Origin of the sequence: Marinobacter mobilis (assembly GCF_900106945.1) — a bacterium.
In the GTDB taxonomy this organism is placed as follows: domain Bacteria; phylum Pseudomonadota; class Gammaproteobacteria; order Pseudomonadales; family Oleiphilaceae; genus Marinobacter; species Marinobacter mobilis.
Genome location: NZ_FNNE01000002.1, coordinates 152,443 through 178,164, shown reverse-complemented (window position 1 = coordinate 178,164; position 25,722 = coordinate 152,443). Strand labels below are relative to the sequence as shown.

At 58.1% G+C, this 25,722-nt stretch carries 23 protein-coding genes; 9 read left to right on the top strand and 14 right to left on the bottom strand.

Going from position 1 to position 25,722, the window contains the following annotated elements; translation table 11 throughout:
* Window positions 1-102: 102 nt before the first annotated feature.
* Window positions 103-1,464 (top strand): MBL fold metallo-hydrolase RNA specificity domain-containing protein, encoded by a 1,362-nt coding sequence (locus tag BLV11_RS03340; RefSeq protein WP_091811539.1) that lies wholly within the window; start codon window positions 103-105, stop codon window positions 1,462-1,464.
* Between the two features lie 85 nt (window positions 1,465-1,549).
* Window positions 1,550-2,611: a PA0069 family radical SAM protein gene (locus BLV11_RS03335; protein ID WP_091811538.1), complete on the top strand. Its 1,062-nt coding sequence runs from the start codon at window positions 1,550-1,552 to the stop codon at window positions 2,609-2,611.
* Window positions 2,612-2,718: 107 nt separating this feature from the next.
* Here the strand turns inward: BLV11_RS03335 and BLV11_RS03330 are convergent, their stop codons facing one another.
* Entirely contained in the window at window positions 2,719-3,711 is a 993-nt protein-coding gene (locus BLV11_RS03330) for a choice-of-anchor P family protein (RefSeq protein ID WP_091811537.1), read from the bottom strand.
* 344 nt (window positions 3,712-4,055) lie between these two features.
* The gene (locus BLV11_RS03325) at window positions 4,056-4,418 is read right to left on the bottom strand and encodes a MerR family transcriptional regulator (RefSeq protein ID WP_091811536.1); all 363 of its coding nucleotides are present in this window, start codon (window positions 4,416-4,418) and stop codon (window positions 4,056-4,058) included.
* Between the two features lie 103 nt (window positions 4,419-4,521).
* Between BLV11_RS03325 and BLV11_RS03320 the strand changes: the two genes are divergently transcribed.
* Both BLV11_RS03320 and BLV11_RS03315 read left to right on the top strand, forming a co-directional pair.
* Window positions 4,522-5,568, top strand: coding sequence for an SDR family oxidoreductase (locus BLV11_RS03320; protein ID WP_091811535.1), 1,047 nt, complete (start codon window positions 4,522-4,524; stop codon window positions 5,566-5,568).
* 18 nt (window positions 5,569-5,586) lie between these two features.
* A complete protein-coding gene (locus BLV11_RS03315; protein WP_091811534.1) occupies window positions 5,587-6,096 on the top strand; it encodes a DUF2244 domain-containing protein in 510 nt (169 codons plus the stop codon).
* Window positions 6,097-6,118: 22 nt separating this feature from the next.
* On the opposite strand, the gene BLV11_RS03310 is transcribed toward BLV11_RS03315, so the two are convergent.
* From BLV11_RS03310 to BLV11_RS03285, 6 genes are all read right to left on the bottom strand, one after another.
* Window positions 6,119-7,027 carry a DMT family transporter gene (locus tag BLV11_RS03310; RefSeq protein ID WP_245725900.1) on the bottom strand — a complete coding sequence of 303 codons (909 nt, stop codon included), beginning with the start codon at window positions 7,025-7,027 and terminating at the stop codon, window positions 6,119-6,121.
* A gap of 7 nt (window positions 7,028-7,034) precedes the next feature.
* Window positions 7,035-7,769, bottom strand: a complete 735-nt coding sequence (locus tag BLV11_RS03305) for a substrate-binding periplasmic protein (protein WP_091811533.1) — start codon at window positions 7,767-7,769, stop codon at window positions 7,035-7,037.
* A gap of 154 nt (window positions 7,770-7,923) precedes the next feature.
* Window positions 7,924-9,597: an L-lactate permease gene (locus BLV11_RS03300; protein ID WP_091811532.1), complete on the bottom strand. Its 1,674-nt coding sequence runs from the start codon at window positions 9,595-9,597 to the stop codon at window positions 7,924-7,926.
* 63 nt (window positions 9,598-9,660) lie between these two features.
* Window positions 9,661-10,323 carry a LutC/YkgG family protein gene (locus BLV11_RS03295; protein ID WP_091811531.1) on the bottom strand — a complete coding sequence of 221 codons (663 nt, stop codon included), beginning with the start codon at window positions 10,321-10,323 and terminating at the stop codon, window positions 9,661-9,663.
* Window positions 10,320-11,759: a LutB/LldF family L-lactate oxidation iron-sulfur protein gene (locus BLV11_RS03290; protein WP_091811530.1), complete on the bottom strand. Its 1,440-nt coding sequence runs from the start codon at window positions 11,757-11,759 to the stop codon at window positions 10,320-10,322. Before BLV11_RS03290 ends, BLV11_RS03295 begins: the two co-directional genes overlap by 4 nt.
* Window positions 11,756-12,538, bottom strand: a complete 783-nt coding sequence (locus BLV11_RS03285; protein WP_091811529.1) for a (Fe-S)-binding protein — start codon at window positions 12,536-12,538, stop codon at window positions 11,756-11,758. The genes BLV11_RS03290 and BLV11_RS03285 overlap by 4 nt, the downstream gene beginning before the upstream one ends.
* A 318-nt stretch (window positions 12,539-12,856) precedes the next feature.
* Between BLV11_RS03285 and BLV11_RS03280 the strand changes: the two genes are divergently transcribed.
* Window positions 12,857-13,618 carry an FCD domain-containing protein gene (locus BLV11_RS03280; protein WP_091811528.1) on the top strand — a complete coding sequence of 254 codons (762 nt, stop codon included), beginning with the start codon at window positions 12,857-12,859 and terminating at the stop codon, window positions 13,616-13,618.
* Window positions 13,619-13,629: 11 nt separating this feature from the next.
* Here the strand turns inward: BLV11_RS03280 and BLV11_RS03275 are convergent, their stop codons facing one another.
* The 4 genes from BLV11_RS03275 to BLV11_RS03260 all read right to left on the bottom strand — a co-directional run bounded on the left by BLV11_RS03275 (window position 13,630) and on the right by BLV11_RS03260 (window position 18,617).
* A complete protein-coding gene (locus BLV11_RS03275; RefSeq protein WP_091811527.1) occupies window positions 13,630-14,517 on the bottom strand; it encodes an alpha/beta fold hydrolase in 888 nt (295 codons plus the stop codon).
* A 92-nt stretch (window positions 14,518-14,609) separates the two neighbouring features.
* Window positions 14,610-15,284, bottom strand: coding sequence for a carbonic anhydrase (locus BLV11_RS03270; protein ID WP_091811526.1), 675 nt, complete (start codon window positions 15,282-15,284; stop codon window positions 14,610-14,612).
* 92 nt (window positions 15,285-15,376) lie between these two features.
* Window positions 15,377-17,182, bottom strand: coding sequence for a sodium-extruding oxaloacetate decarboxylase subunit alpha (gene oadA / locus BLV11_RS03265; protein WP_091811525.1), 1,806 nt, complete (start codon window positions 17,180-17,182; stop codon window positions 15,377-15,379).
* 19 nt (window positions 17,183-17,201) lie between these two features.
* Entirely contained in the window at window positions 17,202-18,617 is a 1,416-nt protein-coding gene (locus BLV11_RS03260; RefSeq protein ID WP_091811524.1) for an acetyl-CoA carboxylase biotin carboxylase subunit, read from the bottom strand.
* Between the two features lie 123 nt (window positions 18,618-18,740).
* Between BLV11_RS03260 and BLV11_RS03255 the strand changes: the two genes are divergently transcribed.
* Window positions 18,741-19,694 (top strand): LysR family transcriptional regulator, encoded by a 954-nt coding sequence (locus BLV11_RS03255; protein WP_091811523.1) that lies wholly within the window; start codon window positions 18,741-18,743, stop codon window positions 19,692-19,694.
* Between the two features lie 4 nt (window positions 19,695-19,698).
* Here the strand turns inward: BLV11_RS03255 and BLV11_RS03250 are convergent, their stop codons facing one another.
* Entirely contained in the window at window positions 19,699-19,938 is a 240-nt protein-coding gene (locus BLV11_RS03250; protein ID WP_091811522.1) for a TIGR02647 family protein, read from the bottom strand.
* Window positions 19,939-20,118: 180 nt separating this feature from the next.
* Between BLV11_RS03250 and BLV11_RS03245 the strand changes: the two genes are divergently transcribed.
* Complete coding sequence (locus BLV11_RS03245) at window positions 20,119-20,556, top strand: nuclear transport factor 2 family protein (RefSeq protein ID WP_091811521.1); 438 nt, start codon at window positions 20,119-20,121, stop codon at window positions 20,554-20,556.
* A gap of 35 nt (window positions 20,557-20,591) precedes the next feature.
* Window positions 20,592-21,563 (top strand): NAD(P)H-dependent flavin oxidoreductase, encoded by a 972-nt coding sequence (locus BLV11_RS03240; protein WP_091811520.1) that lies wholly within the window; start codon window positions 20,592-20,594, stop codon window positions 21,561-21,563.
* 37 nt (window positions 21,564-21,600) lie between these two features.
* Here the strand turns inward: BLV11_RS03240 and BLV11_RS03235 are convergent, their stop codons facing one another.
* Window positions 21,601-22,164, bottom strand: coding sequence for a PadR family transcriptional regulator (locus BLV11_RS03235; RefSeq protein WP_091811519.1), 564 nt, complete (start codon window positions 22,162-22,164; stop codon window positions 21,601-21,603).
* A 299-nt stretch (window positions 22,165-22,463) separates the two neighbouring features.
* Here BLV11_RS03235 and BLV11_RS03230 point away from each other — a divergent pair, with 299 nt between their 5' ends.
* Window positions 22,464-25,694, top strand: a complete 3,231-nt coding sequence (locus tag BLV11_RS03230) for an Ig-like domain-containing domain (protein WP_091811518.1) — start codon at window positions 22,464-22,466, stop codon at window positions 25,692-25,694.
* The last annotated feature ends 28 nt before the right edge of the window (window positions 25,695-25,722 follow it).

The following is a 25,722-nucleotide window of genomic DNA, read 5'->3' as shown; positions in this document are numbered from 1 at the left end:
GCGACGTCGACTGCCACAGATCAAGGTCAAAATCCGTTTTGTGGTCCATAGTAGGGAGACAGGATTTCATAGACGCACATCAGGCGAAGGAGCAGCAGAGCTATGGAGCTTCAGTTTCTGGGTGGAGCAGGAACCGTGACCGGGTCCCGTTACCTGTTAACCGATGAAAAGCATAAATTACTGGTGGACTGTGGTCTCTATCAAGGCGTGAAAACGCTGCGAAGAAGGAACTGGGCCAGATTCCCGGTAGACCCCGCATCACTGGATGCAGTCGTTCTCACCCATGGCCACATCGACCACTCAGGCTACCTGCCTGCCTTGGTAAAACAAGGCTTCCGAGGACGTATTTACTGCGCCAAAGCGACCCACGATCTGTGCCGCGTACTGTTGCCTGATGCTGGCTACCTGCAGGAAGAAGACGCGAAATATGCCCGCCGAAAACGTTTCTCCCGCCACGAAACCCCTGAGCCCCTGTTCACCGAGAAGGACGCCTGGGAAGCTCTGAAGCATTTTGAATCCGTGCATTACCATGAGAGCTTTGAACCGGTGCGCGGTATGTCCGTACATCTGACTCCGGCCGGCCATATCCTTGGCTCAGCCTGCGTTCACGTCCACCACAGCGAATCCAACCGCACGGTCGTGTTCAGTGGCGATGTAGGTCGCCAGAACGACCCGATCATGCGGGCACCGGAACCACTCAGCAAAGCTGACGTCCTGATTTGTGAATCCACCTACGGTGATCGCCTGCACGACGATAGTGACCCGGAACAGATATTGACCGATATCATTACTGAAACCTCAGCGCGGGGTGGCATTGTGCTGATTCCCGCCTTTGCTGTAGGCCGGGCGCAAATGCTGCTGTACCTGATCCATAAATTGATGCGTGAGCATCGCATTCCGCGACTGCCGGTGTACCTGAACAGTCCCATGGCCATCAAGGCAACGGAAATTTTCTGCCACCATCACAAGGAACACCGACTCTCCACCGACGACTGCGCCCTGATTGACCACAACACCGAGTTCGTCAAATCCGTTGAGCAGTCCATTGAACTCAATAGCCAGCGGTTTCCCAGCATCATCATCTCAGCCAGTGGCATGGCTTCCGGTGGCCGGGTGCTCCACCATCTGAAAACGCTGCTGCCGAACCCGCGGAACAGCATAGTATTCGCCGGCTTTCAGGCTCCGGGAACCCGCGGGGATGCGCTGGTCCACGGCGCCGAGTCGGTAAAGATCCATGGCGAGCACTGGCCGGTCAAAGCCGAGATTTTCAACTTGGATTCACTATCCGCCCATGGCGACTACCAGGAGATTCTGGACTGGCTGGGTCAGGGATCCCTGAGCCCTGACCGGGTCTACGTCACCCATGGCGAACCACTGGCCAGCGATATCATGCGTAAGCGTATACGTGACCGTTTTGGCTGGGATTGCTGTGTGCCTGATCTGTATGAAAAGGTACAGATCTAGGCAGCCGCTCGTCCGGACCTATTGCCGCAACCTGTGAAGACCGCTATGCTCAATGCTGTATATTTAAACAGTATTGAGCATGGCAATGAAAACACGTGGCACTGACCTAACCCCCCACAACCGTTACCAGACCATTGTCAGCGATCGCCAGCAGGATGATGGCTGGTACCATGACCCAGATGATGACATCTGTCCGGACTCCCTGGCGACAGAGGTCCGGGATGAACAGGTCAGGTCCATCATCAGCCGCAACCGTTCGCCCGATGTTCCGTTTGAACAGTCCATTAACCCCTATCGCGGTTGTGAACATGGCTGTGTCTACTGTTTCGCACGTCCAACCCATGCTTACTGGGATATGTCGCCGGGGCTGGATTTTGAAACACGGCTGACAGCCAAACCCAATGCCGCTGCCCAGTTGAGACAGCAGCTGGACAAATCCGGTTATCAACCTTCAGCCATCGCCCTCGGGGTGAACACCGATGCCTACCAGCCGCTGGAAAAACAGCGCCGGATCACCCGCCAGATTCTTGAAGTACTGGTCGAATATCGCCATCCCGTTTCCATTATCACCAAGGGCGCGCTGATCCTCAGGGATCTCGACCTGCTCACCGAGCTGGCCAGCCAGGGACTCTGTTCCGTCCGGGTGAGCCTGACCACCCTGAACAATGACCTTAAACGCAAGATGGAACCACGGACTGCGGCTCCGGCAACCCGACTTCGCATGATCCGTGAGCTCTCGGCTGCAGGTATTCCCACTGGCATTATCATGGGCCCCGTCATTCCGTTCATTAACGACCATGAAATCGAGTCCATCCTGCAGTCCGCAGCTGAAGCTGGCGCCACCAGCGCCAGCTGGATACTGCTGAGGCTCCCCCATGAGCTGGATGACCTGTTCAGAGATTGGCTGGATCGACATTTTCCCCAGCGAGCCAGTCATGTCATGAACCGGATCCGTGATTCAAGGGGCGGACAAAACTACCGGTCACAGTTTGGCGAACGCATGACCGGTACCGGCCCCTACGCTGATCTGATTCGTCAGCGCTTTGCCCGAAAGGCCAGAGCCGAAGGCCTCGCCAGGGATGAAAGAGCGCCTCTGAGAACCGACCTGTTCCAACGCCCTGGAGGAAACCAACTGTCCCTGTTATGACTTGGGCCGGAGATTTTTGACATGGCTGACTCAGGCAAGATCCCATAAAAAAGGGGGTACCCGTCAGCAAAAGGTACCCCCAACCTCCGTGGCTTAACGCATGGGAACTATCGGTTTCTGCCTCCACGTTTGTTGGTCTTGGAGTCACTGCACGCCTGGGGCTTGTGCAGCTGGATGTTGCCGCCTTGTGACATCACTCCGCTGGTGTTGTAACCCGTGTCACAAGTGATGGCAAAGGTGTCATCACGCCCCGGCTCGCCATTATCCGCTACGGTGACGGTGCAGACGGTGGCTTGGCCAGAGTCATCCGCCATGAAGTCAAGCTGCCGGGTGGTCTCGTCGATGATGTAGTAACCGAGCGCTGGTGACCCTTTAATGTGGTGACCGCTGGTGACCAGGTTCATCCCGCCTTTGAGGTCACCGTTCGGGAAGTAGCCTCCGTGTACGGAGAAGGTAACCCGGTTACCGTCCGGACCCATGATAAAGCCTCCGCCAGTCACGAAGTCCGCGCCATCCGGGCATTCGCCCTCCGGTCCGGAGCCACAATCAATACCAGCCCGAGCCTGGGAGATAATGACCTCCGCAACCGGTGCTCCCAAAACATCCAGAACCACAACCCGCAAAGCATTGACGGTCATGCCGTAGCTGTCCACAATCTGTTCGTTGATATGAACTTCCAGCAGCGGCCCCAGATCTACAGATACATTGGGATCAGTCCCCACTTCGATTGACTGGCCATTAATGGTCAGACCGACAATATCCGAGTAACCCGTGAGGGCGACGTCACCATTCTGACAGCGAGCCGTCGCACCAGCCTCCAGAACTGATGCGCCAATGCTCAGGCCTACCCCCAGAGACGTCAGATCCAGGTTCAGCCCCAGAGTCTGGGCCATGGAATCGGTCTGATGACCAGACCCGACGGTGGTTGCCTTAAGCAGCGCCGCCTGGACGATGTCTTCGTTGATTTCCAGCAGGGATTCATCTTTGCTCCCGCCGACACTGTCCAGTTCACCGGTGTCTGAGATCACCAGATCCTTGGAGAGCACTAACAGATTAACGCTGACATCCAGCGCTTTGGCACTGCCGCGGTACGTGGCCATGACCGACGGTTCCACGACCGGGTCTGAACCTCCCTGATTGCCGTTTTTCCCATTACCGTTTCCGGCTGTGGCCGGTGAAGCCAGCACAACCCCGAGACAGACAATGCTGAGAAGTTTTACAACTCCCGTTAACTGCGAATTCCAGTCTGACACATCTACACCCTCCCATGAGCGCGATTGAACACAGCACCGCGATCAAAATTTCCTTGCGTTCGGTCATCTCAGTATTGGCGCGATAACGGGAGTAGCAAAAGACTCTTTTTAAATATGAAGGGCAAGAAAATGGTACAAATGTTCTATATGGTACATTTGTGCATATTGTCGCTATTCAGGTGGATGCCTGATCAGCAGGCTGCAGCCGCACTCGCTTCCAGGCGCGTCTGCTCCTGAGCCAGCATCCTGCTCACCTCACGAAGCTCCTTGATACGACGGTCAACCGCGGCCTTTTTCTCAGCCATCAGTGCGGCGCCTCGGGCACAATCAATTGTGTTGCTTCGCAGGGCATCCATAACGTCTCTGATCTCTTTGAGAGAGAAGCCCAGTTCCTTGAGTTGTCTGACCATACCGACCCGCCTTACGGCGGTCTCGGAGTAATCCCGGTAGTTATTGCCATCGCGGATAACTTCCTGCAGCAATCCTTCCTTCTCGTAATAGCGCAGGGTGTGACGACTGACTCCGGTTCGCACTTCCAGTTCTGCAATTCGCACAGAGACATCTCCTGTGATTCATTAAGGCGCCGCTGAGGGGTTGACCTTAGAGCATACTCTACACTTTACCTTTGCGGATACACCCATAGACAGGAGATCCGCCATGACTGTATTGATCACCGGAGCCACCGGCTTCATCGGTCGCCACCTCTGCGCCCACCTGACCAGGCACCACCAGCCGGTTCTGGCTCTGATGCGCCAACCGGCAAAACTCTCCGAGCTGCGCCAGCAGGTATCAACACTGGGCGGCCAAGGTGAGCTCGTTGATGCTATAGCTGGCGACCTGGACGCCCCGGGCCTGGGACTGACCTCGGCGTTGCCCAATGACATTACCGCTGTCGTGCACCTCGGCGCACGCTTTGCGTGGGCGATGGACCCCGCCGTTGCCCGGAAAACCAACGTCGAAGGCAGTCTGGCGGCTACCGAACTGGCCCACAAACTGGGGGTGAGGATGGTCTTTATCTCTGGCTTCATGCTGGAAAACAGAGTTCATCTGGAGCGGCTGGGCATCAAGCTAGCCAACCTTTCGGACACCGACTGGGAGCAGGTCTATCAGCAGGCTGGCAGTTACGAAGCAAGCAAGCTTGAAGGCGCGCTGAAAAGCAGGGAGTACGCGGTGGCGAGGGATATGGATTGGGTAGAGGTACAGCCCGCCACGCTGACAGGCAGCACAGCCACTGGCGAGCTGGATACCGCCCAGCCTCTGTTTCAGATGATCGACAACCTGAACCACGGACGCATGGCGCTGATTCCGGGCTCACCGGAACACTGGCTCCCACTGGTGTCCGTCGACACCCTGGTCAGCATCATTGCCGCTGCGATCAGTGCCCCTACCCCGCCTGAACGGATACTGGCGCTGGATCCCGCCACCCCTAATCTCAAAGGACTACTGGCACTGATGGCCGCGCCCCTTGGCGTAAAGCCACCGGCATATCATATTCCCAGTAAATTGCTGGCCTGGCTGTTAAAAATTCCGGGGCTCGCGACAAAGCTGAACACCGCGCCGGAATCCCTGCACTTCATCCAGCCCACCCGCTTCGATACGACTTCGTCCTGCGCATTCATGGAAGGCCAGGGAATCACGCTACCGCCGATTCACCAGGTGGTACAGAGCAACGCGCGCTGGTACCGGGAAAAGGTGCTAACCTGACCCATGAGGAACACCATCATGGTTCAGCAACTGCCACTTAACGGGGGCACGCGCCTTTTGCTAACCCCCAACCAATCCATGAGCTGGCGCGGCAATGTCCGCGTCTGGCTTGCACTCTGCGGCGTGTCTCTGGTGATTGCAGGCGGTATGGCCTGGCTTGGGGCGTGGGTGGTACTGCCCTTTGCCGGCCTGGAACTGGCCGCCTTAGCCACCGCCATCTACCTCACATCCCTCGCCTGCCGACGAAGAGAAATCCTCACCATCACCGACGAGGCCTTGCACCTGGAAAAAGGCATCTTCCGAAAACAAGCCGAGTGGCACCTGCCACGCCCCTATGCCCGCCTGCGGATCAATCCCCCCCTGAACCCGGTCGCCCCACCCAGGTTATTCCTGGTCCACAGGGAAAAGGAAGTGGCTCTGGCAAACTTCCTGAACCGGGATGATATCGAGGCCCTGGTAAGTCTCCTGGAACACAGCGGCCTCGCCATTGACACCCGGGCGCCCGCGCCACCATCGATCTGGATGTAAGATTAGGGACACAGTTCAACGCCTACCGGCCCGCCCGCGTCGCCAGCAACAGGCCGGCAAGAATGAGTGCCGCGCCGGCGAGGTGGAACCAGGACAACTGTTCGTTGAGGAACAGGGTTGCCATCACCGCGGCAAAGATCGGAACCAGGTACATGAACAGAGCCGATTTCGACGGGCCTACCTCGTGCACCGCATGATTCCAGAAACCATAGGCCAGAATCCCCGGGAACACGGCAAAATAGAGCAACGCCAGAAGGTTACCCGAGGTCACCGCAAAGCCCCCGCTCAAGAACAGCAGGTCGATCAGATAAAACGGTGCAATAGCGATCAGGCCGAAAGCAATCTGTACCGTGAGGAACGCCAGTGAGGTCAGCGGCAGTGCATGGCGGCGCAGAAGCACTGAAAACAGCCCCCAGCAGAACACGGCCAGAACCATGATCAGGTCCCCCGGATGCCAGTCGAGCCGGGCCAGGGTCTGCCAACTGCCACGGGCCACAACCATCACAATGCCAACAATGGCCAGTGCAATGCCAATCGCCTGTATCGGGCGAGTGCGCTCGCCCAGCATAAGCCAGGCAAGCAACGCGATCATCACAGGGATAGTCGTATTGATCAGGGCGATATTGGTGGCACTGGTGGTCAACGCAGCAAAGTACAACAGGGAATTGAAGGCCCCCACACTGAAGGTCGCCAACACGGCGATCGTCCGCCAGTGATCACGGACCGCCCGCCGTTGCCGCCAGACCGCTGGCAAGCCTAATGGCAGCACGATCAACAACGCCAGAAGCCAACGGTAAAACGACATCGACAACGGCGGCATCTGCCCTGACATCGCACGGGCAACCACCGCATTACCCGCCCAGAACAGGGGCGTCAGGATCAGCCCGACATAAGCAATCAGGCGGGAATGTGAAATTGAGGTAAACAGCAAAGCCACCTCAGAAGTTGAAGTCCAGGAAGTAGTCGCCCGCGAGTTCCCGATACCCCCCCTCTTCCTTGAGCTTTTTCAGCTCAGCAGACAGGTCGTCCAGAAACACCCTGTTCTGCGGAGTGTTATGGCAGGTAATGCGATCATAGCCTATGTACAGCGGGAACTCTTCAGCGTAGGCAAGTTCGTCTAAATAAGGCTGAATATCCGGCAAGGCGGCGATGGCAACATCGATGCGCCCCTGCCTCAGCAACTCCATGGCTTGCCGGTCAGAATTCACTTCCAGGATTTCACCGGGATAACGCAGCACCTCACCATAATAGCTTTCATGGCCGATGACAGCCCCCAAGCGCAGCCCCTCCAGCTCTTCATTGGACCTGACCGGGGGGCGGTCCGCCCGGGAAAAGAGGAAGTATCGAAAATGGCCCAAGGGATAGCTGGCAATAACCGCATCAGCGCCGAGTTCCTTTGTCAGGACATCGGTGAATGAATAAACGCAGTCTGCTTGCCCGGCCCTGAATTGAACCAAAGCGCGTTTATAGGGGTAAAATTCCTGGTTAACCGGGTAATGAAGAGAGGCCATGGCGCGAGCAAACATACGTTGGTAAATCCCCTCACCATCCGCTTGCAGCAAGGTGGTGATGCTCGGCACCGCAAGATGAATCTCAGCCTCGGCTTTCAGCCCCCCAAAGGACATCAGCAGAACCGACAAGCAAATCCAGCGGGCATGTGACCGTGAAATCAAGACAAACCCTCTCCTGCAGGCGCCCCTTCATGAGCTGGCAGAGAACACAAAGGCCATGGTACAAGTTTGACTTCCACAAACTTTAAATACCACAGCCTTAACTGAATGCCAACGCAGACTCACCCGCCGGGCTCTGGCCCGGCGGCATCAAGCGTCAAAGCAACTGCGTCGCGACCACCGCGATCAGGCCGGCACAAGCCAGGTAGTAGAGTGTCGGGATCACCGTCATGCGGAGGGTCTGTCCTTCACGCCCCAACATACCCACTGTCGCGGACGCGGCCACGACATTGTGCACCGCAATCATATTGCCCGCCGCAGCACCGACGGCCTGAAGCGCAACCAGCAAGGCGCCCGATACCCCGAGCAAGCCGCCCACACTGAACTGGAACTGCGACAGCATCAGATTGGATACCGTATTGGAACCGGCAATAAAGGCCCCTAACCCGCCAACCATCGGCGCAAACATCGGGTAGATGTGCCCCATGGAGTCGGCGACCCACTGTGCCATGGCAATGGGCATGGACGGCAGATCGGCCCCATTGACCCCGGAGTTAATCAGGATACGCACCATCGGAATGGTGAAGACGAGGACAAATCCGGCCCCCAACAGGGTGCGGGACGACTCGCTCAACGCCGCTTTTAGTTCGGAAAAGCGCATCTGATGGAGGACATAGGTAACAGCGACCACCATCATCATGATGCCACCCGGCAGATATAACGGCTGGATAGCAGCGGAAATACCCTGCTCCCCCAGGATATCGCTCCAACCGAAACTCAGGAACGAGGTCAATACCGCTTTCACTTCAGGGAACACCCGTGACACCACCAACAACACGGCCAGAAGAACATAGGGCATCCAGGCCCGGACCCCAGACATTGAGGCTCTGTCAGCCACTTTATCCAAACGCACTTCGAGCTTCCCCAACCACTCTGCAGGCCACTCACTGGCCGGCGCAAAATCCCAGACCTTTTTGGGCATCAGGAAGCCAGCCTTGGCCGCCGGAATCACGATCGCCATGCCAACCAGAGCACCAATCATCGAGGGGAATTCAGGCCCCAGGAAAACGCCTGCAGCGGCATATGGCAGAACAAAGCACAAACCGGCAAATACCGCGAATGGAGCCACCTCCAGGCCTTCCCGCCAGGACCGGCGGCGACCAAAGAACCGGGTCAGCATCACGCACATGAACAGCGGCATCACCAGGCCAATAATGGCGTGAATAATCGCCACCTGGGATGTCACCAGCTGATAGAACATCTCCCAACTGGAGCCCTGGGCCAGCATCTGTCCACTGATCATGGCCTTATCAAGGCCGCCGCTTACTCCGACCACAATCGGGGTGCCCACCGCCCCGAAGGATACCGGGGTGGACTGAATCATCATCCCGATCATCACCGCGCCCAACGCCGGGAAGCCAAGCGCCACCAGCAAAGGTGCGGCAACCGCCGCCGGCGTACCAAACCCGGAAGCCCCTTCAATAAAGCAGCCAAACAGCCACGCCACAATCACCGCCTGAATTCGTCGGTCTGGCGTAATGTCGGAAAAACCGCGCCGGATGGAGGTAATGGCGCCCGAATGCTTCAGCGTATTGAGCAGCAGGATGGCACCGAAAATGATCCATAGAATAGCCGCCGTCAGCGTCAGCCCCTGAAAGGTCGAGGCGAGGATCCGGGTGACGCTCATATCCCAGGCAAACAGGCCGATTGCCGCGGTGGCCAAAAACACCAGCGGCATCGCCAGTCGGGCCGGCCAGTTGAATCCGACCAGCAGGACACCGGCCAGCAGTAATGGCGCAAAGGCCAGAAAGGACAGCAAGGATTCGGACATAAATTGCTCCCAATTGAGTTATTGTCTTTGTAGTAATCCGCAGTTGCGGTGGGGTATTCGGCGTTACTCCAGCACCAGGACAACGAGTTCCCGGGGGCCGTGCACGCCATAAGCCAGTGTCTGCTCGATGTCGGCAGTCTTGGAGGGGCCGGAAATCAGCAATGCGTTCGTGGGCATGCCTTGATCCGCCCAGCCTTGTTCAGCCAGGGCCTGGTAAAAGGTGCAGTAAACCTGGTCGGCGCGAAGGACGACGAAGTGAACCGGCGGCACCAAACTCATCAGTCGCGGCTCCTGCACCGTGGGCCAAAGAATCAGCGAACCGGTCTCGGCGATGGCGCCCCGGCAACCGGTCAGAGCGGCATCCACACCGTTAAACAGTTCGCTTTTCCAGTGCTCCACCGGATCCCGGTAGGTCCGCAACTCCGGGCCTGAAGCCTGTTGCTGCTGGAGCAACTGCTGTCCCAGCACCGTCTCTGGCGCAACCAACAGGTTGTTCAGCCCCTTGGCCGCCATCAGCGCCCACAGGTGCTGAACCCAGACCTCTTCAACCACCCGGTGAACCTCGCCGTTCACCGACGAGATCGTGGTTTCAAAACGCTCCAGCCGCTCCGTCAGGCTCCAGTCGCGATCCCTGACAACAGAAAAGTCACTGGCCGGAGCCTGCAGCGGCTGATCTCCCCGTCCGGCCCGAAGGCGCTCCAGAATGGCGTTTCTGGCCTTGCTCATCGCCCACCTCCCTTCGCTCTCTCGTTAACCAGTTGATGCAGCGTTCTGGCGGCTGGTTTGGGTGCGCTGCGATAGCGGCTCCAGGCCCCGACCCGTGATGGTGTGAAGGCCCGAAAGCGGGTCATCAGCATCCCCAGCAGGCGGTAGCGGCCGGGGCTGGCAAAGATCCAGCGAAAGGCGTTCCACGCCAGCACTTCCTTCCAGTGGCGTTTGCTTCCGTGCCCGCGGACAACAGACGGTCGCAGGCGGTCGCCATCAACAGACTCCTTGCGCAAACGCTGCAGCAGCGTTGGAATGGGAATACGGACCGGACAAACCTCTCCGCAAGCACCGCAAAGGGTTGAGGCCGACGGCAGATCACGGGTACTGTCCAGCCCAAGCAGATGAGGCATCAGAATTTTGCCAATTGGCCCTGGGTAGGTGGTGCCATAGGCATGCCCGCCAACGCGGGTGTAGACCGGGCAATGGTTCATGCAGGCGCCACATCGAATGCAACGCAGGGTGTCCATCAACTCCGGGTCCTGATAGACCGACGAGCGACCGGAATCCACCAGCACCAGATGGACGGCCTCCGGACCATCCAACTCGGCATCACGGCGGGGGCCTGAGATCATGTTGACGTACGTCGTAATGTGCTGACCGGTCGCGGATCGGGTCAATAGCGCGAGCAGCGGACTAATGTCCTCCAGGTGCTCAACGACCTTCTCAATGCCGGTCACCGCAATGTGGCAGGGCGGCACCGTGGTCGTCAGTCGGCCGTTGCCTTCGTTCTCAACCAGGCAAAGGGTGCCGGTCTGGGCAACCGCAAAGTTCACGCCAGAGATACCCACATCTGCCGTCATGAACTTTTCCCGCAGTTGCTGACGAGCCGAGGCGGTGAGGTAGTCAACATCGTGGGAGCGCTCGGTCCCGGTGCGCTCATGCATCAGGTCCGAGATTTCAGTGGTGTTTTTGTGTATCGCCGGCATGATGATGTGGGACGGGGTCTCCTCGGCGAGCTGAACAATGTACTCACCCAGATCTGACTCCAGCGCCTCGATGCCCTGCTCTTCCAGGTAATGGTTGAGCTCCATTTCCTCCGACACCATGGACTTGCCCTTGATCACCGTACGGGCCTGGCGGGCCTTGCAGATATCACCGATGATTTCACAGGCCTGCTCACCCGTCTCCGCCCAGTGCACCTGAATCCCCTGACGAATGCAGTTGGCTTCAAGCCGTTCCAACAGTTCCGGCAGTCGCGCCAGTGCGCGCAGCCGAACGGCGGCCCCAAGGTCCCTCAGTTTGTCCAGGTCCCAGCCGTCAAATGCCTTCTGGCGTTTGCCCATGAGCCCGTCCATGGCATTGCGGAAATTGCTGCGAATCTGGGGGTTGTCGAGGGCGGTCCGAACCCTGGGGTGAAATTCACGAACGTCCGACAGCGTTGAGGTCTGAGTCATGCCTCACCCTCCCCATCCGAGCACCCCGTCCGCTCCCAAAGGAAACTCACGATGTGCTGGCCTTTTAAAGGTCGCTGGTTTTTCTCTGCGAAACCGGCGATGTTCATCATGCAGCCACAGTCCGTCGCAACCACGGTCTCTGCTCCGGCCGCAACCAGGGCCTCGGTTTTATCGTTGACCATCGCTTCGGAGATTTCCGGGTGACGTACGGCGAAGGTACCGCCGAATCCACAACATTCCTCCGCCCGCGCCTGCTCAACCAGCTCCACCTGCCCTAGCTGTCCCAAAAGGCGAGGACCGACCTCGGCAATACCCATTTCCCGACGGGCGGAGCAGGACGTATGCATGGCCACCTTCACCGGCTTCCCCTGATCCTTCAGGCGAATGTGGCAAACATTCAGCAGGAAATCCGTCAGCTCCCATGTTCTGGCCGCCAATGCTTCCGCTTTCTCCTGCCACGGCGTGCCTGCAAAAAGTTCCGGGTAGTGTTTGCGCATCATCCCGCCGCATGAACCCGCCGGCACCACAATGGGGTAGTCCCCTGGGAACAGGTCCAGCTGCGGTACAACAACGTCTCTGGCCTGATCATTGAAGCCCGAACTGAAGGCGGGCTGGCCACAACAGGTCTGATCTTGAGGAAACAGCACCTCAATTCCCTCACGTTCCAGCAGCTGAATCCCCGCCATACCGGCATCGGGGTAAAACAGGTCAACCAGGCAGGTTGCGAAAAAATACACCTTTTCAGGTTTGGCAGGGTAAAGCTTGATGGGATCGGTCATGGGCTCACCTGACTTTTTATAATTGGTAATACCAATTTACACTTAACTGGTTAGGCATCCTAATGACCCCGAATATGACTTGTCAATTTACAACCATCGCTCTAAACCATTGGTCTAATATCACACACCAACATTCTAAAATCGGGAAATGAGGTAAGTTAAGGAAACAAAAGGTGCTTTAACCTGAACACTCAAAAACAAAAATTTATTGGTAAGACCAATTAAATATTAAACTCAAGAAGCCAGCAAAACCCATGAACACAAGAAGCTTTGGTATGCTATCGCTATTGATCAGACAGGCTGCAGACAGGAACCGGCATGACCTACAACCGCGTTGAAACCCCACGACTTTCTGATGTCATCATGCAACGGATGGAGAGCATGATCCTGGAAGGCAGCTTCAAGCCAGGTCAGAAACTGCCCCCGGAGCGGGAACTGGCCAGCAACTTTGGCGTATCCCGTCCGTCGGTCAGGGAGGCCATTCAGAAACTGGCAGCCAAAGGCCTGCTGACCAGCCGCCAGGGCGGCGGCACCTTTGTCAGCAAGACTATTGGGAGTTCGTTCAGCGACCCTCTCCTGGAATTACTGGGCAGCCACCAGGAATTCCATTACGACCTCCTTGAATTCCGACACTCTCTGGAAGGGCTCTCTGCGTACTACGCGGCGCTGCGCTCAACCCCCGCTGACAAGGCCCGCCTGCAACAGAAGTTCGAAATACTTAAAGCCACCTACCTCGACAACGACCCGACAAAGGAAGCCGAGGCGGACGCGGCCTTCCACTTGGCCATCGCTGAAGCCGCTCACAACATCGTTCTGTTACACACCATGCGGGGCCTGTTTAACCTGCTCGAAAAGAACATCGTCGAGAACCTGACCCACCTGTTCGAGCGGGATAACTCCCGCAGCCAACTGCTGGAGCAGCACCAGGCGCTGTTTGACGCCATCCTGTCCGGGGATGCCGAACTGGCCCGCCAGCGCTCACACCAGCACCTGGCCTATGTTGAGGAAGGGTTACTTGAACTATCAAAGCAGGAAACCCGGGTGGAAAGGGCTCTGAGGAGAGGCCAGTCGTCCAACTGACCCCCGGGAGGTCAGTCTGCGTGGCGAAGAATGTTGCGGAATATCCGGTCCTGGTAAACCGGTGACAGAATGTACAGGTGCCCCTGATCTTCGAACAGCGTAAGCTCAGCCCCATTGATTGACTGCTGCAGATGGGTGGCAAACAGCCATGGCACGAACGTGTCTTTCTGCCCTTGGAACAAAGACACCGGCACGCCTATATCGGCCAACAGGAACGGCCAGGGCGCCCACTGAGTTTCCAGATCCTGGATAACCCCGTCCACCCCCTGGGCGACACTTTCCTGCTGATTCCGCATAAACAGTTCGGCCACCCGCCGGTCTCGCAGAATTTGGCGATCAGGTCCGGACATTTCTGACGCCGCCATTTTCAGATAGACATTGGGAAGCGTCCGATCCACCCAACGAGCCAGTTTAACGACCCGACTGAACAACTCCGGCCGCCGCTCCGACAACTCAGGGCCCCGGAGGTTATAATTTTTCATCAGGGATTCAGCTTGCGGGCACTCGCCAAAGTTGGTGTAGCCGGACACTGACACCACAAATGCCACCCTCTGTGGCATCTGACAGGCCGCAGCCAACACCGCAGGACCGCCGCTTGACCAGCCCAGCAGCCCGAAACGCAAGACCCCCAGATGGTCAGCCAGATATTCAACATCTGCTGCATAATCCAGCAGACCGTACTCACTGACAAAATCAGACTGACCAAACCCGGGACGATCCAGAGCAATCAGCCTCAAACCATAGTCTTCAGCTTTACGGTCCAGAAACAACAGCTCCAGCCGGGACCCTGGATTGCCATGGGCATAGAACACCGGAAATCCATCCGGCGCCCCCCGCTCCATCCAGGCCAGGGTGCGCCCGTTCCGAGCCAGCAGTCGCGGAACACCGGCATCGCTCATAACGTCACCGTATACCGCACTGTCGGCCCGCTCGGTAGCGCATCCTGCCCCCTAACCTCCCTGGTGGGATCAGCCTCCCCCTGCCCACCCGGTCAGGCAGGATTGTCAGTCACCCGGGAAATGACGTCTGCGTAGTAGTCGTTAAAATCGGTAAATCCGACGCTGTTGCTGCCACAGCAACGTACGTTTCCGTTCTTGATGTCGTACACCCAACCGTGAATCTCGATTTTATGGGTCGCCAGCTTTGCCGCTACTGCCGGGTGAGTCCTGAGGTGCTGTACTTGCTGAAGCACGTTTTCCTCGATGGCTTCATTCAGGTACTTCGCATCCAGACAACTATCCACCGATAAGCCATGGCGCTCACGCACAATCTCCATGGCAGACCGGCAGTGCCCCAACCACTCTTTAACGTGGGGAAGCCCCTTCAGGGCCGGAATATCCATAGCTCCTTTAATGGCGCCACAATCGGTATGACCACAAACAATGATATGGCGAACTTTGAGCACAGCCACGGCGTATTCGATTGAGGCGGTCATGCCCCCGGTTTCGTTACTGTGGGGCGGAATAATGTTGCCAGCATTGCGACATATAAACAGGTCACCAGGGCTTGAGCCTGTCAGCAGGTTAGGATCAATCCTTGAGTCCGAACAGGTAAAAAACAGGACCTCAGGGTGCTGACCGTCCTCGATCAGGGTGCCGAACAGGTCTTTGCGCTCGGGATAGACGTTTTCCCGAAATTCCAGTACTCCACGAACGATATGATCCACGCTTCTTCCTCATTCCAGTCATATCCAAGCCGCCAACGACATCACCACCGCGAGGCCCGCCCATCGGGGAGCGGGCCCGCCGAGGCGCTTCGTCAAGCGATCTCGATCAGAATCTCACCAGGGGTCACCCGGTCACCTTTTGCCACATGCACCGCCTGAACCGTACCGGCAACATTCGCGTGCACTTCCGTTTCCATTTTCATGGCTTCGGTCACCAGGACCGCCTGACCGGCCGTTACGGCATCCCCTTCCTTGACCAGGACATCCACCACATTACCTGGCATCGCAGTGGTAACATGCCCGGGCTCGCTCGCGCGCTTGCGACCACTGCCACCCTCAGCCACGTACTCATTCAGCGATTCGAAAACCACTTCTTCCGGCATGCCATCCAATGACAGATAGAGCTTGCGTTTGCCCGCGCCGGAATCCCCCACTCCGGTGACGGCCACTTCGTAGCTCTCACCATGCACATCAATTCGGAATTCAGTGGCAACACCGGCGCTCATACGCCCCTTACCGCCCTGCTCGGCTGGCAACAGCTCCTCCGGCTTGAGAGTACCATCTGCCCGTTGCTGCAGGAACTCGCGACCAAGGTCCGGGAACATCGCGTATGTCAGCACATCTTCTTCACACTTCGCTATGCGACCAATGTCCTCCCGCAACTTGTTCAATTCCGGACTGAGCCGGTCGGCAGGACGACCTTCGTGAACGGACTCATTACCAATGGCCTTCTTCTGCAGCTCGGCATTCACCTCGGCCGGCGGCCGACCATAGCCGCCTTGCAGATAGCGCTTCACCTCATTGGTGATGGTCTTGTAGCGCTGATCAGCCAGCACGTTGTAGACCGCCTGGGTGCCGACAATCTGGGACGTCGGCGTTACCAGCGGCGGATACCCAAGATCTTCCCGAACCCGCGGAATTTCAGCAAACACGTCGCGAATCCGGTCCAGAGCATTCTGTTCCTTCAGCTGGTTGGCCAGGTTGGACATCATACCGCCGGGCACCTGATTGATCTGGACCGAAACATCCTCGCGGGTGAATTCACTCTCGAACTGATGGTACTTTTTGCGAACCTCCCGGAAGTAGTCAGCAATCTCGTTCAACAGCTCCAGATCCAGCCCGGTATCGTAGTCCGTACCTTGCAGGGCCGCGACCTGGGATTCTGTCGCCGGATGGCTGGTACCGGAGGCAAACGAGGATATAGCGGTATCTATCCGGTCAGCCCCGGCCTCAATCGCCTTCAGCTGACACAGGGGAGCGAGGCCCGAGGTGGAGTGGCTATGCACCACCAGGGGCAGATCGACTTCCGCCTTGATCGCCTTGACCAGCTCGTAGGTCGCATAGGGCGTCAGCAGGCCCGCCATGTCTTTGATGGCGATGGAGTCAGCCCCCATGGCCTTCATGTCTTTGGCCTGCTGCACAAACAGTGCAGGGGTATGCACCGGGCTGGTGGTGTAGCAAATGGTACCCTGGGCGTGTTTGCCTGCCTTTTTCACCGCTTTCATGGCGGTCTCAATATTACGCAGGTCATTCAGGGCATCGAATACCCGGAACACATCAATGCCATTCTCGGCAGCTTTCTGCACGAACGCTTCAACCACATCATCCGCATAATGCCGGTAACCCAGCAGGTTCTGCCCTCGCAGCAGCATCTGCAGACGGGTGTTGGGCAAGGCCTTGCGCAGCTGACGCAGACGCTCCCACGGGTCTTCCTTGAGGAAACGGACACAGGCGTCAAAAGTCGCACCGCCCCACACTTCCAGCGACCAGTAACCGACCTGATCCAGCTTGTCACAGATCGGCAGCATGTCCTCGGTACGCATGCGGGTCGCGATCAGCGACTGGTGCGCGTCACGCAGGATAACGTCGGTAACTTCAATTTTCTTGGCTTGGCTCATAGTGATGTCCTCCTGCGTGTTACCAGCCCGCGTGGGCGGCAATGGCGGCAGCAATCGCCAGCGCTATTTCGCTGGGCTGACGCTTGGTGGAATAGTTCAGCAACTCCGGATGCGCGGGCACAAAGCTGGTATCAAATACCCCCGCCCTGAAGTCCGGGTGCTTGAAAATCTGTTGGTAGTAACTCGCCGTGGTGCGGATGCCATGCAGACGCATATCGTCCAAAGCCCGTTCACTGCGGGCAATGGCCTCTTCCCAGGTCAACGCCCACACCACCAGTTTCAGACACATGGAATCGAAATAGGGCGGAATCTCATAACCCGTATAGATCGCGGTATCGACCCGCACGCCCGGTCCGCCTGGTGCATAGTAATGAGTGATGCGCCCAAAACTGGGCAAAAAGTCATTCTTCGGATCCTCAGCATTAATCCGCATCTGGATCGCATAACCGCGGAACTGGATATCTTCCTGGCGGTAACTGAGGGGAAGGCCAGAGGCGATCCGTAACTGCTCACGGACAATGTCCACACCGGTAATGGCTTCCGTGATGGTGTGTTCCACCTGCACCCGGGTGTTCATTTCCATGAAGTAGACTTCATTGCCGGTGAGCAGGAACTCGACGGTACCGGCATTTTCATAGCCGACGGCCCGGGCCGCAGTTACTGCAAGGTTGCCGATGTACTGGCGCTGTTCGGGAGTCAACTGGGGGCTGGGCGCGATTTCGATCAGTTTCTGGTTACGGCGCTGGATCGAACAATCCCTTTCGAACAGATGAACGGCGTTACCGTCACTGTCCGCCAGCACCTGCACCTCAATATGACGAGGATTAACAATGCATTTCTCCATGAACACTTCGGCGGACCCGAAAGCCTTGGTCGCCTCGGAAATCACTCGGGGATACTGAGCCTTCAGCTCTTCCGGAGTATCGCATCGACGAATGCCCCGACCACCACCACCGGAGGTGGCCTTGACCATCACCGGATAGCCGATCTCACCGGCCAGCCGCAGCGCCTCATCCAGATTCTCAAGATTGCCCTCAGAGCCTGGCGTCACCGGCACTCCGGCTGCGCGCATACTGTCACGGGCCTGGGTCTTGTCACCCATTTTGTTAATGACCTCGGCCTTGGGCCCGATAAAGGTCACACCCTTGCGTTCACACAGGGCCGCAAATTCCGCATTTTCAGACAGGAAACCATAACCCGGATGAATGGCATCACACCCCGTTTCCACCGCCAGGTTGACGATCCTTGCCGGATCAAGATAGCCCGCCAAAGGATCGTCCCCCAGCGAGTAGGCTTCATCCGCACGCTTGACGTGCAAGCCGTAGCGATCCGGCTCGGTGTAAATCGCTACCGAGCGGATACCCATCTCGGCGCAGGCCCGTTCAATCCGGACCGCAATTTCACCGCGATTGGCAATCAGAACTTTCTTGAGCATGGGAAATTCCTCGTCAATTCGCCCCACACTCAGACTAGCCACAGACCAACCATAATTGAAATTGATATAATTTCTCTTATGTATAAGCTATTGCTTATACATTCGGCAATCTGACTGACAACCATGCCCTTCAGCACTCAACAACTGGCCAGCCGGCTGACTTTTCGTCAACTGCAGGTATTCCTCTCCGTCCACGAACTGAAGAGCTACAGCCGTGCCGGCGAGCGCCTGGGACTCACCCAACCCGCGGTCAGCAGCCAGATCAGACAGCTGGAGCAGGCCCTGGACATGCCTTTGTTTGAATATGTCGGACGACGACTTTACTGCACCGCCGCCGGAGAAGCCCTTGCCCGCAGTGCAGGCGCGATTTTTGGAGAAGTGCGTCGATTGCAGACCAACCTCGCCGCATTACAGGGCAAGGTCGCAGGGGAGCTGCGTCTGGTGGCGGTAAACACCGCCCAGTATGTGGTGCCGTACCTGTTGCGGGCGTTCCTCAACCTCAACCCTCAGGTTCACGTCAGCGTAACAGTGGTCAACCGTGCAACCGCCATCCAGCGGTTAAATGAAAACCGCGACGACCTGGTCATCATGGGCATGGTACCCACCGAACGGCCACTGACCTCCATTCCGTTCCTGGACAATGAACTGGTACCAGTCGCCCCCTCCGGACACCCACTGCTGACGCGAGAGCGCCCCGACCCACAGGAGTTTCTCGACAGCCAGTTGCTGATGCGCGAGCCGGGCTCAGGCAGCCGCCTGGCTCTGGAGCTCCACTGTCAGCAGCAGCACCTGAAGGTTCGCCCAAACATGGAGCTGGGCTCCAACGATGCGGTCAAACACGCGGTCATGGCAGGCCTGGGAGTGGCGGTCCTACCGAAGCTGAGCATCCTTCCGGAACTGTCTCTGGGCAACCTGCACATCGTTGACCTGCCCGGCTTCCCTCTGCGCCGGAGCTGGTGCGTTGTGTACCCTCAGGCCAAACACCCCACCCCCGCCATGAGAGCCTTTCTGGACTATATCCAACAGAACATTCGACAGTTCGAGCAGCAGTTCCTGCGCCGCTCGCAACAAACCTGACCCCTTACTCGTCGGTAAGCATGGCCAATAGCTGCTGGGTCTGCTCGACAGCCTCACAGCCAAGACTGGTCAGATAGCCCCCGTCATGCTGAGTTATCAGCCCTTTGCGGAACAGACGTTCAGCTGCGGCTACAGCCTCGGGCGCGGCACTGTGCTGATGGACCTTGATCCCTTCCTGGGACGAACTGGAATCGAACAGGGACAACAGTTTGAGTTCGGCAATCTGATCGGAAGAAAACGGCATGGATCTACCTCACATTATTATTGGAATCGGGTTTAGTGTTGTCCGAACTTCCGCCACCTGCAACCCCGAATGCGCAAGACCTTATATGAAACCAGTTGCATATAAACAAGTGCACTGATAGTTTTTCACCAACCGGCCAGGCAGCCTGCCCAGGCCACCCACCCATGCTGGGAGACCCCAATGCCAACAACACCGCTCTCTGAGAACGCTCAACAGGGCCTCGCAACCTGGCACCAACTGATGGCTCAGAATGCCCTCGAAAAGCTGGAGCCACTGCTATCCAACCAGGTCGTTTTCCGCTCTCCGGCCGCCCACACCCCATACCCGGGCAAGGACGCCATCAAGCTTGTGCTGAAAACCGTCACTGAGGTATTCAGCGATTTCCGTTATCACCGCGAGTTTACGGGCGATGATGGTTGCAGCGTCGTACTGGAGTTCAGTGCCAACGTCGGCGACAAGTCGGTCAAGGGGATCGATATGATCCGCTTTGACGACGACGGCAAGATCGTCGAGTTCGAGGTCATGATTCGCCCCCTCTCCGGCCTTCAGGCCCTTGCCGGCGAAATGGGCAAGCGCGTTGCGCCTTATCTCGCTATGCTCAAGGGCGAAGGTGCCTGATCACACTCATCCCCCAGACGCTGAATGGAGCTACCATGTCCCTACCTGACATTCTGAAAGGCCGACTGTCGCTACCTGCCGTCGGCTCTCCCCTGTTCATCATTTCCAACCCGGATCTGGTCATTGCCCAGTGCAAGGCAGGTGTCGTCGGTTCGTTTCCGGCCCTAAACGCACGTCCGGCACCGGTTCTGGAAGAATGGTTACAGCGGATCACCCGCGAACTGGCCGAGTACAACGAACAAAACCCGGACCATCCGGCAGCCCCGTTTGCGGTCAACCAGATTGTCCACAAGTCCAATGACCGTCTTCAGCACGACCTCGATCTGTGCGTGAAGTACAAGGTCCCGATCGTCATTACCTCCCTGGGCGCCAGAGAGGACGTCAATGAAGCCGTACACAGCTACGGGGGCATTGTCCTGCACGACATCATCAACAACCGGTTCGCCCACAAAGCCATTGAAAAAGGCGCCGATGGCCTGATTGCCGTCGCCGCAGGTGCCGGTGGACACGCCGGTACCCAATCGCCGTTCGCCCTGATCCAGGAAATCCGCGAGTGGTTTGATGGCCCCTTGCTGTTGTCCGGAGCCATCGCCAATGGCAACGCCATTCTTGCCGCACAAGCCGCCGGAGCCGACCTTGCTTATATTGGCTCAGCGTTCATTGCCACTCGTGAGGCAAACGCCGCCGAGGCCTACAAGCAAGCCATCGTTGATGGCATGGCGGACGACATTGTGTACTCGAATCTGTTCACCGGCGTGCATGGCAACTATCTGAAGCAGAGCATTATCAATAGCGGCCTGGACCCTGCCGACCTTCCGCAGTCTGATCCGTCACAGATGAGTTTTGGTTCGGAAGGTGGCGCCAAGGCCTGGCGTGATATCTGGGGTGCTGGCCAGGGGATCGGCGCCATCAAGCAGGTCGAGCCGGCTGCCGATCTGGTACACCGGATGAAAGAAGAATATAACGCGGCAAGGGAACGGCTGGGGCTGGCAAGCGCGTCCTCATGACCGGGACATCAGCAGCCCCTACTCACCAAGCATTGGGTTAACTACGCCGGTCTCCCGAGGCATCCGCAAGGGCCGCCTCCAGAACCGGCAGGGTTTCCCGGGCCCAGGACAGCCAGCTCTCTTCCGACTGAATGCCCATGGCCAGCACCCGATGCTGGAGCTGTTGCGGTACGGTCATAGCCCCGTCGGGGAAATCCCGTTTCTCAATCTGGCGATAGGTTTCCAGCTGCGCCTCATGGCAGACCATGAGGCGCAGCAGCTCATCCCGCGCACCCAGCGGCCCCAGCACCGCTTCCGCCCTAAGCTTGATCAGCAATTCGCGCCGACCATCCAGGGTCTGGGCAGGCTCTGCCCCCCATCGCCTGAGCTCATCCACCCCGGCAGGAAGCACCCGATAGGTCTTGCGCTTACGCCCGCCATCCTGCCCTTCCTCGTCCGCCACCACCCAGCCTGCAGCCGCCATTCGGCGAAGCTCCCGATAGATCTGCTGATGTGTCGCTTGCCAGAAATAGCCAATGGAGCGATCAAAGCGGCTCGCCAGACCATAGCCGGTGGAAGGCTTTTCAAGGAGGGACGTTAATAACGCGTGCTGAATGGACATTCAGGAATTTTATCGGGGCGGCAGGGACTGTCAACCAAACCGCGAGACCCTGCATCACCCTGAACCCCCGCCCAACTGCCCCCCGTTTTGTGACACCCATCACAAACCCAGAAGGATTCCCAATCACTACCAGCGCCCGGCCCTGCATTCGTCCTATTTTGCACACCCCATTGACGTTACCTTCAATGACAATGCCTCAGGTGCAACATCAAACGGCGGATCAACGACAACCACACCAATAATCCAACCGGTCCGCCCGCAATAAAAATTACAACATCCATAAAGACCGAGGCCTTCACATGAACCTGTTCCCCTGCATTCTGCGGGCGCGCAACGCGATGCCATCCGCGCCGCTGTCGGGATCGTCGTCCGTTCGACGGAGCCACGCAAAAACCGCTTCAACAACCTCAGATGCCAGAACTATCCGACCTGCCACGCTGCTACTGCCGTTGGTCGGCGGCCTGTTTCTGACCGGCTGTGGCGAGGAGTTATCCCAACTCAGAACGCCGGCGGTGCCCCAGGCACTGACTTACAGCTATCCTCTTGATGGTCAGTCAGCGGTACCAACATCCGCCCCCATTCTGCTGCGCTTCAGTCAGCCACTGGCCGGGGAGGCCGCGGATCTCGCCAAGCAGCTGGCTCTGATGGGCCCGGGGGGCGAGATCACCCTGAACGGCATCCGCCTTACTGAGGACCAGCAGGGCCTGGTACTCCAGCCCGCAAGCGCACTTGCCCATAGCGCAACCTACACCCTCAAAACCGACGGTGAGGACCTGGTGTTGCCTGGCAAATTCGATTTCTCAACCGCTCCCGCGACCGATGGTCCGCTGCTGGAGCAAACCGAGGGCATCGGCTCATTCCGGGTAATTCGCCGGATTCCCGACGGTTCGGCAAGCTATCCAGCCACTGACATGACCGTCTTCCGGCTGCAGACCAGTGAGCCGGTAGACCCGGTGACCGTACGCTACGGCGAAACCCTTAGCCTGATCCGCTCAAATGGCGATCTGGTGAATGCCCAGGTACTGGTTCAGGACCATCGCATTACCATCGATCCACTGGACCCGCTCACTCCAGGCGAAGTCTACCAACTGGCGATCACCGACGGCATTCACAGCCGGATTGCCGACACCCCTATGGAGGTTCCGGCCGAGCCCTGGCAATACCTGGCCACTGATACCCACCCCCGCGGGCTGATGGCCCAACGTACCCGGGACTCCAACGGCGGCCGACTGGTTTCCAAACTGACCGGCGCCAGCCTTAACTCAGTGGGACTCCAATCCCTGTTGCTGGGCAATGAAAACTCAACGGAAGCCAGCGGTCTCGTGTTTGCCGAGCTGGGCTACCTGCCGCGATTTGACGGTACCGACCAAAGCATCCCCCTACGCATTGCCCGCAACTCCCTGATGCAGGGCAGCCAGCTGGATGTTGTGGTGGCAGGTGCCTTGCCGGCCGGCTTTGGCTCCGGTGACATTGATATCCGATTCCTGTCTGCAGCGAGCGGATTCCTGCACCCCAATCCCTACACCAATCTGGACAGCGCCCCCCGGATCGTCGAGCTCTATCTGGACCTTGCCCTGAGCACCGACAATCCCATAGCCAACGGCGCCTTTGCCCAACAATTGCTGCACGTGCACCTGGTCGGCACGGCGTTTGTGGAGAATGGGGTCATGGCCATCGATGCGGCCGGGGTGATTGAACCGGATGTGCTGGGTTTAGACACCGCTTCCGGCCTGATCACCTTCCGCCTCGAAGGACGGGCCGACAACGACAGCCAGCTGAATCCCGACGACTTTGCCGACCGGGTTGCACCGGAGGTCAAACACTGGGTTCCAGGTGCCGGTGGCGAAAACACCCTGCAGCCAGGCGACCCACTCGTGGTGTTCTTTACCGAACCGATGATGCTGACCAGCCTTCAGGCTCCCGGTCATGTGACACTGGTCAGTGACGGCGGCAGCCCCGGCACCTTGACCGCCATCGAGACCACCCTGGTGCCCAATGGCTCGGCACTCAAGATCGTCCCCCACACCCCGTTGCTCAGCAACGTTGAATACACCCTGGAGTTGCAGAATCTGACGGACCTGGCCGGCAACGCACTGGTGCCCCGAAGCTATTCGTTCTCACTTCCGGACACCACCACGACCGCCCCCACCGATCAGGCGCCACTGGTGCTGACCAGTTTGCCTGGCTACCCCTGCGCCAAGACCGGCGCCAACCTGCCCAGCCATCAGGGCCGGTGCAGCGGCGGCAAATCTTCGGATGACGCCCTGCCGGTGCCCAGCTACCCGGGCGACCAGCCCCTGCTGGTGCGGTTTTCCCAGGATATGGATGAAAGCAGCTTCATTGCCGGACAGACCGTGCGTGTACAGCATCAGCAGAATGGGGTCTGGCAGGACGTCGATCGCGCTGATTACGTTTTACAGACGGGCACCCGAGAACTTCAGATTGTGCCCGTGATGGGCTGGCAGAATGGCCAGCTATACCGCTACATGCTGAGCTCCAACTACAGCAACAGTGGTCCCCTGATCCGTTCCCACGCCGGGCTTCCATTGCAGACCCAGGTGCTGACCTCCGGCGTCCGTGACATCAATGATCGTGCGTACGGGGGCCCGGAGCTGGTCAATTATTTCATGGCCGCAAAGCCGGAGGGACACTTGCCGCTACCACTGCGGAACCTGCCCACAGCAGACGTCAACTCCGACCTTCGCTTCGTACAGGGTACCGAGCCTGGCTCCCAATCCGGAGAGTCCATGCCCAACGCCGCCGGGCTTACTGTGACTGGGGTGTCGCCGTTGAATACGGACACGGTAGTCACGGCGGGGCGTGTGGGCTGCCGGACGGATTCCAGCTGCCCGGCGGGTCAGTACATTTACCTGACGGCCGGGCTTGATACCCGGATTTATCCGCAACCCAATGCGCAGGGCGAACTGGAAGTCGACATCTTCCCCTCATTTCTCGCGACCAGCAGCAACGACCTTTGGGTCCGGATTGACACCTCGTTTATCGACGCCTTCCCGGACTTCATCCTGAGCGTCGATCTGTCTGAGCATGAGCGCATACCGACCGGCCCCATGTTCATGCGCATTCGCTACGCCGACGATGGCGCTGGCAATGATGTCCCGCCCAAGGGGGCTATCTATAACGATGACAATGGCCAGCTATCCTTCCGCACCACGCTGGATGTCTATCTGGACGCTCCCTACCTGAACCCGAGTCTGGGACCTGCCGTCCTCAACCATAATCTGAGGAGTTACCCGATCAACAACCTGACCATCTCCGGTCCGATCACCTTCCTCGACGATGGCCGCATGCAGATCGCGCTTAGCAATGAAAGCCCCATTACCATCAATGCCGACGTTGAGGGCACCATTGAGATTACCGGCTCCAATACCGGCGGTCTCTGCGGCCTCTGGCCGTTCACCTACATCTGCGGAGGCATTGCCAATGTGGCGGTGGATGCAGACTCTCGCCTGCAGCTGCAGATCCCACCGGGCAAATTGCGGCTGAACTATCTCTCGCCGATTACCCAATAAAAAAGCCCCCATGCCGTGACCGGCATGG

Bases quoted from the DNA above. Each gene is read 5' to 3' on its own strand.
- BLV11_RS03340 (WP_091811539.1), top strand. From the start codon at position 103: ATGGAGCTTCAGTTTCTGGGTGGAGCAGGAACCGTGACCGGGTCCCGT.
- BLV11_RS03335 (WP_091811538.1), top strand. From the start codon at position 1,550: ATGAAAACACGTGGCACTGACCTAACCCCCCACAACCGTTACCAGACC.
- BLV11_RS03330 (WP_091811537.1), bottom strand. From the start codon at position 3,711: ATGGCCACGTACCGCGGCAGTGCCAAAGCGCTGGATGTCAGCGTTAAT.
- BLV11_RS03320 (WP_091811535.1), top strand. From the start codon at position 4,522: ATGACTGTATTGATCACCGGAGCCACCGGCTTCATCGGTCGCCACCTC.
- BLV11_RS03315 (WP_091811534.1), top strand. From the start codon at position 5,587: ATGGTTCAGCAACTGCCACTTAACGGGGGCACGCGCCTTTTGCTAACC.
- BLV11_RS03300 (WP_091811532.1), bottom strand. From the start codon at position 9,597: ATGTCCGAATCCTTGCTGTCCTTTCTGGCCTTTGCGCCATTACTGCTG.
- BLV11_RS03295 (WP_091811531.1), bottom strand. From the start codon at position 10,323: ATGAGCAAGGCCAGAAACGCCATTCTGGAGCGCCTTCGGGCCGGACGG.
- BLV11_RS03290 (WP_091811530.1), bottom strand. From the start codon at position 11,759: ATGACTCAGACCTCAACGCTGTCGGACGTTCGTGAATTTCACCCCAGG.
- BLV11_RS03285 (WP_091811529.1), bottom strand. From the start codon at position 12,538: ATGACCGATCCCATCAAGCTTTACCCTGCCAAACCTGAAAAGGTGTAT.
- BLV11_RS03280 (WP_091811528.1), top strand. From the start codon at position 12,857: ATGACCTACAACCGCGTTGAAACCCCACGACTTTCTGATGTCATCATG.
- BLV11_RS03275 (WP_091811527.1), bottom strand. From the start codon at position 14,517: ATGAGCGATGCCGGTGTTCCGCGACTGCTGGCTCGGAACGGGCGCACC.
- oadA (WP_091811525.1), bottom strand. From the start codon at position 17,182: ATGAGCCAAGCCAAGAAAATTGAAGTTACCGACGTTATCCTGCGTGAC.
- BLV11_RS03260 (WP_091811524.1), bottom strand. From the start codon at position 18,617: ATGCTCAAGAAAGTTCTGATTGCCAATCGCGGTGAAATTGCGGTCCGG.
- BLV11_RS03255 (WP_091811523.1), top strand. From the start codon at position 18,741: ATGCCCTTCAGCACTCAACAACTGGCCAGCCGGCTGACTTTTCGTCAA.
- BLV11_RS03250 (WP_091811522.1), bottom strand. From the start codon at position 19,938: ATGCCGTTTTCTTCCGATCAGATTGCCGAACTCAAACTGTTGTCCCTG.
- BLV11_RS03245 (WP_091811521.1), top strand. From the start codon at position 20,119: ATGCCAACAACACCGCTCTCTGAGAACGCTCAACAGGGCCTCGCAACC.
- BLV11_RS03240 (WP_091811520.1), top strand. From the start codon at position 20,592: ATGTCCCTACCTGACATTCTGAAAGGCCGACTGTCGCTACCTGCCGTC.
- BLV11_RS03235 (WP_091811519.1), bottom strand. From the start codon at position 22,164: ATGTCCATTCAGCACGCGTTATTAACGTCCCTCCTTGAAAAGCCTTCC.
- BLV11_RS03230 (WP_091811518.1), top strand. From the start codon at position 22,464: ATGAACCTGTTCCCCTGCATTCTGCGGGCGCGCAACGCGATGCCATCC.